The organism is Mycolicibacterium chlorophenolicum (genome assembly GCF_001044235.1).
Lineage (GTDB): Bacteria > Actinomycetota > Actinomycetes > Mycobacteriales > Mycobacteriaceae > Mycobacterium > Mycobacterium chlorophenolicum.
On the sequence record NZ_JYNL01000001.1, the window covers coordinates 202,726 to 216,266 of the forward strand.

Annotated in this window: 15 protein-coding genes; 10 read left to right on the forward strand and 5 right to left on the reverse strand. The window is 69.2% G+C overall.

Going from position 1 to position 13,541, the window contains the following annotated elements; translation table 11 throughout:
- Nucleotides 1–3 precede the first annotated feature (3 nt).
- Both MCHLDSM_RS40635 and MCHLDSM_RS00915 read left to right on the forward strand, forming a co-directional pair.
- Complete coding sequence (locus MCHLDSM_RS40635; protein ID WP_456320038.1) at nucleotides 4–204, forward strand: DUF7160 family protein; 201 nt, start codon at nucleotides 4–6, stop codon at nucleotides 202–204.
- 85 nt (nucleotides 205–289) lie between these two features.
- Nucleotides 290–571: a DUF732 domain-containing protein gene (locus MCHLDSM_RS00915; protein WP_131722563.1), complete on the forward strand. Its 282-nt coding sequence runs from the start codon at nucleotides 290–292 to the stop codon at nucleotides 569–571.
- A gap of 7 nt (nucleotides 572–578) precedes the next feature.
- Here the strand turns inward: MCHLDSM_RS00915 and MCHLDSM_RS00920 are convergent, their stop codons facing one another.
- Entirely contained in the window at nucleotides 579–1,070 is a 492-nt protein-coding gene (locus tag MCHLDSM_RS00920; protein WP_048468426.1) for a DUF427 domain-containing protein, read from the reverse strand.
- A gap of 70 nt (nucleotides 1,071–1,140) precedes the next feature.
- Between MCHLDSM_RS00920 and MCHLDSM_RS00925 the strand changes: the two genes are divergently transcribed.
- On the forward strand, nucleotides 1,141–2,595 hold the full coding sequence (locus MCHLDSM_RS00925; protein WP_048468427.1) for a peptide MFS transporter: 1,455 nt from the start codon (nucleotides 1,141–1,143) through the stop codon (nucleotides 2,593–2,595).
- Here the strand turns inward: MCHLDSM_RS00925 and MCHLDSM_RS00930 are convergent.
- Together MCHLDSM_RS00930 and MCHLDSM_RS00935 are read right to left on the reverse strand one after the other, a co-directional pair.
- Complete coding sequence (locus MCHLDSM_RS00930; RefSeq protein WP_048468428.1) at nucleotides 2,567–4,216, reverse strand: alkaline phosphatase D family protein; 1,650 nt, start codon at nucleotides 4,214–4,216, stop codon at nucleotides 2,567–2,569. The two genes, MCHLDSM_RS00925 and MCHLDSM_RS00930, sit on opposite strands and share 29 nt — an antisense overlap.
- A gap of 29 nt (nucleotides 4,217–4,245) precedes the next feature.
- Nucleotides 4,246–5,214, reverse strand: coding sequence for an aldo/keto reductase (locus tag MCHLDSM_RS00935; RefSeq protein ID WP_048468429.1), 969 nt, complete (start codon nucleotides 5,212–5,214; stop codon nucleotides 4,246–4,248).
- Nucleotides 5,215–5,326: 112 nt separating this feature from the next.
- Between MCHLDSM_RS00935 and MCHLDSM_RS00940 the strand changes: the two genes are divergently transcribed.
- Nucleotides 5,327–7,825: a M4 family metallopeptidase gene (locus MCHLDSM_RS00940; RefSeq protein ID WP_048468430.1), complete on the forward strand. Its 2,499-nt coding sequence runs from the start codon at nucleotides 5,327–5,329 to the stop codon at nucleotides 7,823–7,825.
- On the opposite strand, the gene MCHLDSM_RS00945 is transcribed toward MCHLDSM_RS00940, so the two are convergent.
- Entirely contained in the window at nucleotides 7,805–8,803 is a 999-nt protein-coding gene (locus MCHLDSM_RS00945; protein WP_048468431.1) for an alpha/beta fold hydrolase, read from the reverse strand. The genes MCHLDSM_RS00940 and MCHLDSM_RS00945 overlap by 21 nt on opposite strands.
- A 49-nt stretch (nucleotides 8,804–8,852) precedes the next feature.
- Between MCHLDSM_RS00945 and MCHLDSM_RS00950 the strand changes: the two genes are divergently transcribed.
- Nucleotides 8,853–9,512 carry an AzlC family ABC transporter permease gene (locus MCHLDSM_RS00950; RefSeq protein ID WP_048468432.1) on the forward strand — a complete coding sequence of 220 codons (660 nt, stop codon included), beginning with the start codon at nucleotides 8,853–8,855 and terminating at the stop codon, nucleotides 9,510–9,512.
- A complete protein-coding gene (locus tag MCHLDSM_RS00955) occupies nucleotides 9,505–9,834 on the forward strand; it encodes a branched-chain amino acid transport AzlD family protein (RefSeq protein ID WP_048468433.1) in 330 nt (109 codons plus the stop codon). Before MCHLDSM_RS00950 ends, MCHLDSM_RS00955 begins: the two co-directional genes overlap by 8 nt.
- 1 nt (nucleotide 9,835) lies before the next feature.
- Here MCHLDSM_RS00955 and MCHLDSM_RS00960 read toward each other — a convergent pair whose 3' ends face one another.
- Nucleotides 9,836–10,459: a TetR/AcrR family transcriptional regulator gene (locus tag MCHLDSM_RS00960; RefSeq protein ID WP_048468434.1), complete on the reverse strand. Its 624-nt coding sequence runs from the start codon at nucleotides 10,457–10,459 to the stop codon at nucleotides 9,836–9,838.
- Between the two features lie 47 nt (nucleotides 10,460–10,506).
- Between MCHLDSM_RS00960 and MCHLDSM_RS00965 the strand changes: the two genes are divergently transcribed.
- The 4 genes from MCHLDSM_RS00965 to MCHLDSM_RS00980 all read left to right on the forward strand — a co-directional run.
- On the forward strand, nucleotides 10,507–11,499 hold the full coding sequence (locus MCHLDSM_RS00965) for a 3-ketosteroid-9-alpha-monooxygenase, oxygenase component (protein WP_048468435.1): 993 nt from the start codon (nucleotides 10,507–10,509) through the stop codon (nucleotides 11,497–11,499).
- Nucleotides 11,496–12,569, forward strand: a complete 1,074-nt coding sequence (locus MCHLDSM_RS00970; RefSeq protein WP_048468436.1) for an NAD(P)H-dependent amine dehydrogenase family protein — start codon at nucleotides 11,496–11,498, stop codon at nucleotides 12,567–12,569. The genes MCHLDSM_RS00965 and MCHLDSM_RS00970 overlap by 4 nt, the downstream gene beginning before the upstream one ends.
- 27 nt (nucleotides 12,570–12,596) lie before the next feature.
- A complete protein-coding gene (locus MCHLDSM_RS00975; protein ID WP_048468437.1) occupies nucleotides 12,597–12,812 on the forward strand; it encodes a ribosome modulation factor in 216 nt (71 codons plus the stop codon).
- A gap of 199 nt (nucleotides 12,813–13,011) precedes the next feature.
- Nucleotides 13,012–13,541 (forward strand): DUF222 domain-containing protein (locus tag MCHLDSM_RS00980; RefSeq protein ID WP_234713801.1); only part of this gene is annotated, 530 nt, incomplete at its 3' end.

Consider the following 13,541-nt stretch of genomic DNA (forward strand, 5'->3'; position numbering starts at 1 on the left):
TAGATGGTGGCCAAGGCCGTCGATCGCGGTTACGTTCGAGGGGTGACCGCTCCGATCGAGGCCAGTTGTGGGAAATGCGGCCGAACGTCACCGGTGGTGTCGTCACAGCCCACCTGGTCGGCCGGGTCCGACCGGGTCAGCCGCTGGTTCCTCGACGTCGAATGCACCGACTGCGGTCGCCAGTACGGTTGGCTCGCGGACTGACGAAGGGCGCGTTCGTCATCCGGGCACCGGCCGACCGTCCTAGGATGTCAGCGACGACAGGGGGCTGGATGTGAACCGATCGGTGATGACGCGTACGGGTCTGTGCGGAGTGACCGCCGTGGCCGCACTGCTGACGCTGGCGCCGCCCGCCGGCGCCGACACCGCCGCGTTCCTCGACGGGTTGGAACCCGTGTACACGTCGCTGAGCCGCGAGCAGCTGCTGAACGCCGGCTCGATCTCGTGCGCGATCCTCGACTCCGGCCAGCCCGCGCCCGTCGCGGTTCAGACCCTCTACCGGGAGATGGGTATCGCGCTGGCCACCGGCAACGACATCGTCGCCGCCGCGGCTCTCCACCTCGGCTGCTGAGCGCGGCTCACCAGCCCATGGAGCCCGGCACCCCTTTGAAGGGTCCGGCGATCCAGCTGTTGATCCAGCCGCCGTAGAACCCGCCCGGTTGCGGCACGACGTCCTCGCCGTTGACGGTGCAGCGGTCCACTGCGGCGGCCATCACGGCCACCGCCCCGGCGATCGCGGTGAACCCGCGCGTCGGTGAGCGGTAGGTCCACGCCGCCCGCGGCGCGACGACCGTCGGCGTCACCAGGTCGAAATAGCTTGCCTGCCCTTTCCATTCGCACCAGGACGCGCCGTCGGCGGGACGCAGCACGCCGTCTCCGAAGCTCTCGGCCGGCAGGTAGTAGGTGGGGGGATGGCTGGTCTCGAGCACCCGCCAGGCGCGGTCGGTGGACGCGATCACCTGACCGCCCAATTCGACGGTGATCGACCCGGCGAACTCCTCGAGTCGTGGGGGACGGGGATAGTCCCACACCGACTCCTGTCCAGGTCGGGGCTTGTCCGGTACGGGCATGCCGCCGAGTGTAGGCCGAAATTCTTCGTCCCCTGTTTCGATCACCGCCCCCGAGGGGCACGCTGGACCCATGACCATCCGAGACCATCAGCGTCAGCGCACGTTCTTCGGGCACCCGATCGGACTGACCAACCTGTTCGGCGTCGAGTTGTGGGAACGCTTCTCCTTCTACGGGATGCTCACGATCCTGGCGTACTACCTCTACTACTCCGTGACCGACGGCGGCCTCGGGCTGCCGCAGAGCACCGCCACCGGAATCGTCGGCGCCTACGGCGGATTGGTATATCTGTCCACCGTGCTCGGCGGCTGGGTGGCCGACCGGCTGCTGGGCATGGAGCGCACCGTCTTCTACGGCGGTGTGGTGGTGATGATCGGGCACATCGCGCTGGCCGTGCTGCCCGGACTGACCGGTGTCGGCGTCGGACTGGTGTGCGTGGCACTGGGTTCGGGCGCGCTCAAGGCCAACGCGTCGTCGCTGCTGGGCACGCTCTACGACAAGGGTGACGCGCGCGCCGACGGTGGTTTCACGCTGTTCTACCTGGGCATCAACCTGGGCGCGTTCATCGGGCCGCTGATCACCGGGCTGCTGCAGACCCACGTCGGGTTCCACTACGGTTTCGGCGCGGCCGCAATCGGGATGGCCCTGGGTCTGGCGCAGTACGTGGCGTTCCGGCGCAACCTCGGCGAGCACGGCCGCGACGTACCGAACCCGTTGCCGCGCAACGCCATCGGTAAGACCGTCAGCGTCATGGTCGCCGGCCTGGTGGTGATCGGCATCGCGATCGCGCTGAAGCTCGTCACGCTGGCCAACCTGTCGCAGGTGACCACCGGCGTCATCGTCGTCGCATCGGTGGTGTACTTCGCGGTCATGCTGCGCAGCGGCCACGTCACCACCGAAGAGCGGGTCCGGGTCCGCGCGTTCATCCCGCTGTTCATCGCCAACGCGGTGTTCTGGTCGCTGTTCCAGCAGATCTTCACGGTGCTGGCCGTCTACTCCGACGAGAGGATGAACTGGTCGATCTTCGGCTGGACGGCGCCGTCGAGCTGGATCGGCTCCATCGAACCGGTGTGGATCATCCTGCTCTCGCCGCTGTTCGCGCTGCTGTGGACCCGGCTGGGCAACCGCGCGCCCACCACGCCGCGCAAGTTCGCCTACGGCGTCATCGGCATGGGCCTGGCGTTCCTGTGCTTCGTGCCGCTGGCCGGCACGACGGGCAAGGCGACGCCCGCCCTGCTCGTGATGGCGATCATGGCCGTGTTCGCGGTGTCCGAACTGCTGCTCTCCCCGATCGGCCTGTCGGTGACCACCAAGCTGGCTCCGGAGGCGTTCCGCGCACAGATGATGGCCCTGTACTTCTTCTCGGTCGGCCTCGGCACCGCGCTGTCCGGGGTGCTCGCCGGCTACTACGACTCGTCGCGGGAGTTCGCCTATTTCGGCATCCTGGGCGTGGTCGCGGTGGCCGCCGGTGCCGTGGTGTTCGTCATCTCGCCGTGGATCAGCCGCCAGATGGAAGGGGTGCACTGAGCGCGACCGTGGTCACCTCGGTCAGGTTTCCGTCGTCGGTGGGCTGCTCGAAGACCACCTCCGCGTGACGGCCCGTCGCGTTCAGCGAGGCGATGGTGTTGCCGAACAGCGGTCCGCTCAGGTTGCGCCATGACACCGGCAGCTCCGGCGAGCCCGCGCGGCGCGCCCAGCGTCGGGTGAGCCGGGCCGCCGGTGCCGACCAGCCCAGCTTGAACGCGGGCTTGACGAAGGCCGGCACGTAGTTGTGCACCGGCGAGCAGACCAGCTGATGCACCCGCGTCGGCGTCGGCACGCCGAAATCGGCGCGCGCGGCGTAGCTGTGGTGGACGTCGCCGGACAGCACCGAGATCGTGGCCGGCCCCTGCGGCGACGACGCGGCGGCGGCGATGAGCTCTCCGAGCCGCAGGAACGACGCGAAGAACGCCGGCCAGTGCTCGAGATCGGCGGTCTGCCTGATCTTTTCGGCCAGCCGCCCGCGCAGCCCGTCGCGGCCGGCCGCGATCTCGTTGACGGTCTGCAGGTCGGCGAGCGCGGGTGGCAGCAGCCACGGCAGCGACGACCCGATGATCAGGTGGTCGACGCTGTCCAGGTCGTCACCGACCTGCTGCTCGACCCACGCGAACTCGCGGTTGCCCAGCATCTTCCGCTCACCGCCGTCGAGGATGCGGGCGTTGCGGGAGTCCACCATGACCAGTCGGCTGCGGCCCAGGTCCCAGCGGAAACTGAACCGCAGCCCCTTGTCGCCGTCGACCTCGCTGTCAGCGCGGTCGGCCAGCTCGGCGACCAGCGGCCAGCAGTCACCGTCGGTGGCGAGCACCTTCTGGTAGTCCTCGTCGGACTCGAGTTCGCTCGGGCTCAGATTGCCCAGGTGCTGGTACACCCAGTAGGAGCCCAGCCCGGCGCGGATGCGGTCGCGCCACCACGGCTCGGCGTTGATGTCGGCCCGCCACGTCGCCGAGGTGTTCCAGTCGTCGCGGATGTCGTGGTCGTCGAAGATCATCGCGGTCGGCAACGTGGACAGGATCCACCGGATCTCCGGATCGCCCCAGGTGTGCCGGTACAGGCCCTCGTACTCGGAGAACGAGACCACCTCGTCGGGTGGACGGCGGTTGGCCGAGCGCCGTGACGACCGGCGGCCGGCCAGATGCCGGCGCGCCTCGGGGGTCAGTTCGTCGGCGTAGACCTGATCGCCGAGCAGCAACAGCGCATCCGGCCACTCGTCGACCGGCGACGACGTCAGCCGGGTGGCGTAGCAGTCGAGGGCGTCCAGGCCCAGCTTCTCGTCCAGCTTCGCGTCGCCGGTCTTGGGGTAGCGGCACGACCCGAAGATCACCTTGAGCCGGTCGGCCGTGCCTGGACCGCGGGTTCTGATGACGCTCGGCGGGAACGGCGTGTCCGCCTCCGGCCAGCACTTGATGCCGTCGACGTGCACCTCGTAGGCGGTGGAGGAGTCCGGGGTCAGACCGCTGACCGCAACCAGGGCGAAATGACAGCCCTGCACCTCGAACGTGCGGTTGCGGCAACCCAGCACCTCCACTTCCGCGGAGGTGTCGGTCTGCACCCACACCGTTGCGGTCGTGTCACCGACGTGGCGCAGCACCGGACCGAGCAGAAGGGTCACCGTGACAGCCTAGAGGGGGCCCGCTGCGGTCACCGCCCCAGCTTCTTCTTGATCAGGTCGGTGACGATCCGGGTCGGTGGCACGGGACGGAACGCACGCGCCGCGGCGGTGAGCGCGTCGCGTGCCTGCACGCTCAGCTCGAGGTCCGCTGCGGCGACGTTGAACTCGAGTTGGGCGACGCTGGACGCGCCGGGGATGGCGACGACGCCGGGCAGGGCGATCAGCCATGCCAGCGCGACCTGCGCCGGCTCGGCGCCGAGGTCGGCGGCCACATCGCGCAGGATCTGCAGCAGCGGCTCGATGCGGCGCAGGTTCTCGGGCGCGAACAGGGGATTCACCGCCCGCACGCCGCCGGGCCGGTTGTGCTCGCCGTACTTGCCACCCAGCAGACCCTGCGCCAGTGGGCTGTAGGCGATGACGATCCGGTTCTCCCGTTCGGCGAACGGGACCAGATCGTCGAGCGCGTCGGGGTGGGCGAGCGAGAAGTGCACCTGATTGCTCACCACGGGCCGGCCCAGCGCGGCATCGGCTTTCCGCCAGCGCGCGAGCGAGTAGTTCGACACCCCGGCCGCGCCGATCAGTCCGCTGTCGAGCAGGTCGCGCATGCCGGGCATGATGACCGAATCGGGCACCACCGGGTTGGGCTGATGGATCTGGTAGAGCGGGATGCGGTCGAGCTGCAGCCGCTGCGCGCTGGCCCGGGCGCGCTGCTTGACCACCGCGGGGAACGGCGCCACCGGGAACACCTTGCTGGCGACGGCCACCTCGGAGCGTTGATCGCCGAGCGCCTCGGCGAGGATGCGCTCGCTGCGACCGAAGCCGTAGACCTCGGCGGTGTCGAACAGCGTCACCCCGAGGGCGAGGGCGCGGGAGACGATGTCGCGGGCCGCGCCCGCCGCGTACGTGTCGCCGTAGCCCCACTCCCGCGAGCCGAACTGCCAGGTCCCCAGGCCGATCCGGCTGACCCGTCCGACCCCGTCCACGTCGATGTATTTCATGGCTCCACGGTAGGTGACACCGGCGCCGGCGAATCCTCCGCAGACGGCCGCATCCGAGGTCGGTGGTGGTAAATTTCCCCGCTACAGCACACCTTCGCGGAGGGGGGTCACCGTGGCCCGGTGTGACCGACCGCCCAAGCGATGGTCGACCTCGACGCTGTGCACGGGCGCGGCGCTGATCGGGATCGGCCTGGGCCTGGCCGCCGGACCGGGCGTCGCCGCCGCCGCTCCCGCCGACTCCGCCGACACCACGGCCTCCGCGGACGCCGACACCGGCACCGCGCACACCGCCCCCGACACCGAACCGGCCTCCCGTCACGCTGCGGTCGCCGACACCGAACCTGCCGACACCGAGAGCCTCACCGAGACCGAGTCGCGCGAAACGTCGACGGCAGGCGGCCGTCACCGCCGTGCCGCCCGACACGTCGAGGCGCAGGCCGAGAAGGCCGACGCAGCCGCGACGCCGGACCGGCCCGCCATCGAACGACCGGAGGCGCCCGAACCTCCCGAACCGGCGGCCGCCCGCACGACCGAGGCCGTCACCGTCGACACCCCGCCGGAACGGCCGACACTGCGCAGCGTGGTGAGCGCGCGGCCCGTGACGGTGAAGAGCATCGCCACCGACGTGCTGACGTGGTCCGGGCTGCGCCCGCTGCCCGACGGGCTGCCGCTGCCCAGCGCCCCGGTGTCGGCCCTGGTGCAGTCGCTGTGGCTGGGGGTGCGGCAGTCGCAGTACACCCTGCACAACCAGCGGCCGACCGCGGCGCCCACCACTTCCGGACCGGGCCCCGACGGCACCTTGCGCGGAAGCCTCAACGCCACCGACTACGACGACGCCTCCCTGACCTACAGCGTCAGCTCGGCCGGGGCCTACGGCACGGTGAGCATCGACGCCGACGGCGGGTTCGTCTACACCCCGTTCGCCGGAAAGGTCGGTCGCGCAGACAGTTTCACGGTCACCGTCGACGACACCACCGGCAACCCGTTCCACGTCCACGGCCTGCTCGGGCTCCTCGGTGTGAACCGGCCGACCGAGGTCGTCATCGCCGTCCCCGCCGACGCCACCCTGGCCGCCGGCGCCGCGCCGCCCCGCCGCATCGACGGCCCGTTCACCGACCGGGTGGTCACCGATGCCGCGGCCGCGGCCGCGGTGATGAACGACGTCGCCGCGACGCTCGGCGCCGCCGCCGGCTTCGCCGACCCCGCGGCCATCTCCACCGTGACGGCCGGAACCGGAGACACTGCCGAGACCTTTTACCGCTATACCGAGACCGTCGGCGGAATCCCCGTCGTCGGCAGCGACGTGATCCTGGTGACCGACGCGAGCGGCACGGTGACCGGACTGTTCAACAACTACCGGGGCGTGTCAGCGGCTTTCGACGTGACACCTGACGCCCGGATGGACGGCAACGCCGAGATCGCGGCGATCGCCCGCCCGCGCGCGACGTTCACCAAGCAACTGGTCATCTACGCCCCCGACGACCAGACGGCCCCCAGCCTCGCGTGGCGTGTCGTCGGGTCCGCGCCGCACTCCCTGTTCTACCGGCCGGGGACCACCTGGCTCGTCGGCGCCGAGGGCGCGCAGACGGCGACGGTGCTCGTCAGCGTCCCCAACGCCGTGCCGCTGACAGCCGTGACCTCCGCCAAGGACTGGAGCGGCAGGACGCGCCTCATCACCGTCGACGTCCGCACGACGTCCTGGTTCACCACCTATCGTCTGATCGACGCCGGCCGCGACATCACCACGTACAAGACGTCGTACCCGTTCTTCGGTCTGGGCGGCGGCGTGCTGCCGGGGACCGTGGTCAAACGCGGCCTGCTGGGCTGGAACACCGGCGGCGTATCCGCCCACGCCAACACCGCGCTGGTCTACGACTATTACCGGGATGTGTTGGGCCGCACGTCTTTCGACGGCAACGGCGCGCCCGTCGACGTCAGCATCCTGTACAACCCGCAGAAGTCGGCCGGCGGCTACGCCAACGCCTTCTGGGATCCGGGCCGCGAGCAGCTCGCCTTCGGCGACAGCGGCCACCTCGAGGCCGCCGTCGACGTCATCGGCCACGAATTCACCCACGCGGTGATCAGCTTCGTCGTGGGCGGGCCATCGGGCGGTTCGGTACTCGACTACGGGGAGTCGGGCGCTCTCAACGAGGCGATGGCCGACATCATGGGCATGCTGATCGAGAACAAGTCCGGAACGCAGCGCTGGCTGCTCGGGGAGGACTCCCAGCTCGGGGCCGTGCGCAACCTCGCCGATCCCACGTCGATCAGTACGTCGATGGGCCCCTACCGCGACACGTACGCGAGCCGCTACAAAGGGCTGGGCGACGACGCCGGAGAGCACGTCAACAGCACGATCTTCAGCCATGCGGCGTACCTGATGATGACCGACCCTGCGACGGCGGGTATCTCGAACGACATGTGGGCCACGGTCTTCTATCACGCGCTGTACCGGCTCAGCACCGATTCGGTCTTCACCGACGGGCGAGCCGCGGTGCTCAGCGCGGCGCGTGCCCTCGGCCTGACCGCCGCGCAGCAGAGCGCGATCGGCAATGCCTTCGACACCGTCGGAATCCCCGGTGACGCAACGTCATCGGTCGTCGCCGCCTGATTGATCCACCAGCACCGCCCCGTCGGGTCGGTCGCCGATGGTCTGCAGGTCGACCGGGCCGTCGGCCATCGTCAACCGGATGATCTGCGCGAGCTCGGCCGGTGCGTCGCACTGCAGGTAGTGGTCGGCGCCCGGCACCACCCAGTAGCGGTTGCGGCCCGGCTTGGATCGCAGGTAGGTCTGCCAGACGTGGTTGGCGACCCGCAGCGGAGCGACGCTGTCGTGCAGCCCCCAGATGAGGGTGGTGTCGACGCCGATGCCCGAGAGCCGCTGCAGCCACCCGGTCTCGTCGGCGGCGCGTTCGTGCAGATAGCGGACGGTGTCGGGAAGCACCGCGATCCCGTCATTGTGTGCGAAACAGCGTGCCAGTGCGGCGATCTCGGGATCCTGTAGATCACGGCGGGGCAGGAACGTGGCGGCGCCCAGTCCGGCCGCCAACATCTGCGGGGTGGTCGCCGCCGCCGTGGCGCGGCCGGTCGCGTCGTCGAGCAGCGCGACCTGGAACGCGGTCAGATTCGCCAGCGGGAGGTAGATGTTGGCGTTGGTCAGGAACAGCTCTCGCGGGAGCGCGGCGTCGGCGAGGTCGGCGAGCATGGCGAGCGTGATCATGCCGACGCTGCTGCCCCGGTCGTGGGTGATCATCCGGTACTCGCCCAGTTGCCACACCTCGGTGATCGCGTGCAACAGCAACCGCGCGTCGTCGTAGAGCGAGTAGACGTAGGGCGCCCGGGGCTTGTCCGACAGCCCGTACCCCGGGAAATCCAGCGTGTGGATCTCGACGTCGGCGGCCAGTTCGTCCGCCAGTGCGCGGAAGTCGATGCTCGCGGTGGGGAATCCGTGCACGCACACCAGCGGTGGGGCGCCCGGCGTCCCGCAGCGACGGGTGAACACGTCGACCGCGCGCCCGCCGTTGGCGGGCGTGGTCGACGCCCAGGTGAAAGTCGTTCCCGCTCGTTGCCATTCGTCGAAGACGTCCACGCGTGAAAAGCTAGCGTGTCAGAGGCTGATCGGAGGAGGTGTTCGGACGATGCGGCGCGTGCTCGCCCTGGTCGCCCCGCTCGGGCTCGCGTTCATCCCGCTGGGCATGGCGCTGGGTTTCCTGGTGGTGCACGCCGGGTTGGCGTGGTGGTGGGCGCCGGTGTTCGCCGGGGTGATCTACGCCGGATCGCTGGAGTTCCTGATGGTGGCGCTGGTGGCGGGCGCGGCCCCGGTGGCGACCGTCGCGGTCACCTCGATGGTGGTGAATTCACGGCACATCTTCTATGCGCTGTCCTTCCCGCTGCACCGCGTGACCGGTCTGCCGGCGAAGCTCTACAGCACGTACACGCTGTCCGACGAGGCGTACGCCGTCGCCGTCAGCCCGGAGGCGCAGGGCTGGACCACCCGCCCGATCCTGTTCATGCAGTTGACGTTTCACCTGCTGTGGGTGACCGGTGCGGGACTGGGCGGGCTGGTGGGGGAGGCGCTGCCGATCGACCGGCTCGTCGGCCTGGACTTCGCGCTGACCGCCCTGTTCATCGTGTTGGGCATCGAGGCGTACCGGCAGCGGCCGGACCGGCTCACCGCGGCGATCGCCGTGGCCTGCGCCGTCGGCGCGTGGCTGGTGGTTCCCGGCCAGATGCTGGTGTGTGCGTTCGCGGCGTTCACCGCCATGCTCTTGCTGCGGCGACGGACCCGCCATGCCTGACACCGGTTACATCGCCCTGCTGGTGGTGGTCAGCGCGGCGGTCACCTGGGCGCTGCGCGCGTTGCCGTTCGCGGTGCTGGCCCCCATGCGGGACAGCGCCGTCGTGCGCTACCTCAGCGTGCACATGCCCGTCGGCGTGATGGCGATGCTGGCGATCTACTCGGTGACGACGGTTGTGGGGGACACCGCGCTGCAACTGCTGTGGCTGGCGGTGGCGGTCGCGGTGACGGCGGGTCTGCAGCTCTGGCGCGGACGGGCGCTGCTGAGCATCCTCGCCGGTACGGCCTGCTACGTGACGTTGATGACGGCGTGGGGCGGCTGAGTCAGTCCGCGCCCTGCAGGTAGGCCACCAGCGCGTTGGTCAGCCCGCGGCGTGCGACGTCCAGATCGGCGTACGAGCCGAGTTGGCGTTCGGAGACCAGCCCGCGCATCGCCCCGGGGATCAGCGTGGCGACCTCGCGGACGCGCTCGGGGTCGACGTCCAGGCCCGCGAACGCGTCGTGACAGATCGCCAGCCACGACTGCCCCCAGGAGTACAGCTCGGCCGCGGTCTGCGGGTACAGCCGCTCCAACTCCGCGTGATCGCGGGGGAGCGCGGCGCGCAGGTTCTCGATCGCGCGCGAATCCGGTTCTGCCAGGCCGTCGTACAGCGTGTCGATGATGGCGGCGACGCGGTCGCGCAACGACGCGTCGGAGTCGGCGGGGGTGAACACATGCGCCCGGCGCTCGGCGGTGCGGTGCAGCACCGCGGCCCAGAATCCGTCGGCGTCGCCGAACTGGTACTGCACGGCGCCCCACGTCGCACCGATGTCCTTGGCGATGCGATTGGCCGACACGGACCCCGGATCGCCCGAGGCCAACGACCGCAGGGCCGCTTCCAGCATGTTCTCGCGCGTGGCCTGACCGCGCCGGTTGGGGCGCCGTGCGGGGGCTGCTACGTCGGCCATGGTCAGAGGGTACCGAAAGTTTCATTGAGTGTTCTATGATCCGACGCATGGCCCCACCGCCCCTGTCGATGAGACCGACCGGCTGGTTCCAGGTCGCGTGGTCCGACGAGATCGGCGTCGGCGCCGTGCACACGATGAAGTACTTCGGCCGCGAGATGGTGGCCTGGCGTGCCGAGTCGGGGCGGCTCACCGTGATGGACGCCTACTGCGAACACCTGGGCGCCCACCTCGGTTTCGGGGGCACGGTGCACGGCGAGGTCCTGCAGTGCCCGTTCCACGGGTGGCAGTGGAATCAGCAGGGCCGCAACGTGTGTATCCCCTACGAGGACAGGCCCAACCGGGGGCGGCGGATCACCACCTATCCGGTGGTCGAGCGCAACGAGTCGGTGTACGTCTGGCACGACGTCGAGGGCCGCGAACCGTTCTTCGAGGCCCCGGACGTGTTCGCCGGCTTCGGCGACGGCAGCAGCGCCGGCGACTACTACCCGCAGCAGCGGCTGTTCGAGCCGGGCCTGGAGATGCACCCGCAGTACGTGCTCGAAAACGGCGTCGACGTCGAGCATTTCCGGTACGTCCACCACACCCCGATCAGCCCGGTCTTCACCCGGCACGACTTCGACGCCCCCGTGGCGTTCGTCGATTTCACGATCACGTTCACCGGCGATGACGGCCAGCGCATCGAGGATGTCGGCAGCGGTGTCGAGGCCATCAACGGTGGACTGGGCATCGCGGTCACCAAGAGCTGGGGGATGATCGACAACCGCACGATCTCGGCGATCACCCCCGTCGACGAGGCCACCTCCGATGTGCGGTTCATGGTCTACATCGGCCGCACTCCCGGCAAAGACACCGAGAAGGCCCGGGTCCGGGCCGACGAGTTCGGCATCGAGGTCATCCGGCAGTTCCGCCAGGACATCCACATCTGGTCGCACCAGCGCTACTCCGATCCGCCGGCGCTGGCCGGTTCGGAGCTGGCCGGCTTCACCGCAATCCGCCAGTGGGCGAAGCAGTTCTATCCGGAGCAGAAAGGCAATCGATGACGATCAGGGTGTTCCAGGTGGCGACGGGCAACGTCGGCTCGGAGATGATCAAGCGCATCGCGACCCAGCCCGATCTCGAACTGGTCGGGGTGCACTGCTACTCACCGGAGAAGATCGGCCGTGACACCGGCGAACTGGTGGGGCTGGCGCCCAACGGGGTGATCGCCACCGGCGCGGTGGGGGAGATCATCGCGGCCCGGCCCGATGTGCTGACGTTCCACGGTGTGTTCCCCGATGAGGACCTCTACGTGCAGGTGTTGGAGGCCGGCATCGACGTCGTCACGACTGCGGACTGGATCACCGGCTGGCACCGCGACCGCAACCATCCGCACCACTCCGGTAAGCCGGTCACCCAGTTGCTCCAAGACGCTTGCGAGAAGGGTGGTTCCACGTTCTACGGCACCGGGATGAATCCGGGCGTCAACCAGATCCTCGGCGTGGTCTGCTCGGCCGACGTCGCCGACATCGAGAACGTCACCACCATCGAGTCGGTGGACGTGTCGTGCCACCACTCCCGCGACACCTGGATCGAGGTCGGCTACGGCCAGCCCGTCGACGATCCGTCGATCCCGGGCAAGCTGGAGAAGTACACCCGGGTTTTCGCCGACAGCGTGCTGATGATGGCCGACTGCTTCGGTCTGACCCTCGACGACGTGACTTTCAGCTACGAACTCGGCGCGTGCACCAAGGACGTCGACCTGGGCTGGTTTCAGCTGCCGAAGGGCTCCCTGGGCGGCAACTACATCAAGTACCAGGGGATCGTCGACGGGGTGCCGCGCGTCGAGACGCACCTCGAGTGGCAGATGACGCCGCACACCGACCCGTCGTGGGACATCAAGGGCTGCTACATCACTCAGATCAAGGGCGACCCGAACATCTACAACAAGCACATGATCTTCCCGAAGCCCGGCGTCGACCTGTCCGACCCGGCGAGCTTCGCCTCGATCGGGATGACGGTGACGGGGATGCCGGCGCTGAACGCGATCAAGTCCGTCGTGGCGGCACCGCCGGGAATCCTCACCAGCGCCGACCTGCCGCTGCGGGGATTCGCCGGGCGCTTCCGGCTCTGACGGTCACTGCGGGGGGATACTTGACCGATGTCGACGTTCCGCCAGAGGGTGATCCGAGCACTGTACGAGGGTTCGTTGGCCGAGGTGGGGGACCCGAACCCGTACGCGGGCGAATCGCTCGCACTGGCCAAGCTCTGGCATCGCGGGTACATGCGGATGCTGTCGGTCCGGATCGAGTTCGGGCCGGCGATGCGGCGCTATCGTGCGGGACGTGCTGCGGCGGAGGACGATTCGGACCGCTAGCCCTCAAGGCCGGCGCAAGAGCGAAGTTATCCACAGGCTGAAGATTGTGCCGGCCGGTGTCGGCCGTCGCAATTAGAATCGAATGTATGTTCGATTCCCGTGATCCTGCGGCGCTGATTGACGCGATGGCTGCGGCGTCGCGGGCGGAGTCGGCGGCGATCGCTGCGCGTCTGGAGGCGGTGGCGGGTNGTGCCGGCCGGTGTCGGCCGTCGCAATTAGAATCGAATGTATGTTCGATTCCCGTGATCCTGCGGCGCTGATTGACGCGATGGCTGCGGCGTCGCGGGCGGAGTCGGCGGCGATCGCTGCGCGTCTGGAGGCGGTGGCGGGTCTGTATCGGGTGCGCTCCCGGGATTATGAGGAGGCGCAGTTCTGGCGCACGGATGTGTTCGAGGCGGTCGCGGCGGAGGTGTCGGCGGCGCAGAACATCAGCCGGGGGCGGGCGGGATGCCAGGTGCGGGTCGCGGTGTCGTTGTATCAGCGTCTGCCGCAGGTGGCGGCGGTGTTCGCGCGCGGCGATATCGATTATCGGGTGCTGCAGATGGTGATCAACCGCACCACGAATGTCGAGGACGACATCATCGCCGGGTTGGATGCGTCGCTGGCCGGGCAGGCGCGCAAATGGATGCGTCTGTCGAAGAAGAAGCTGCGTGACCGTATCGATGTGTGGGTGGCTGATTACGATCCCGCCGCGGTTCGGGTCCCGCCGACGGTGGCGCAGAACTGCTA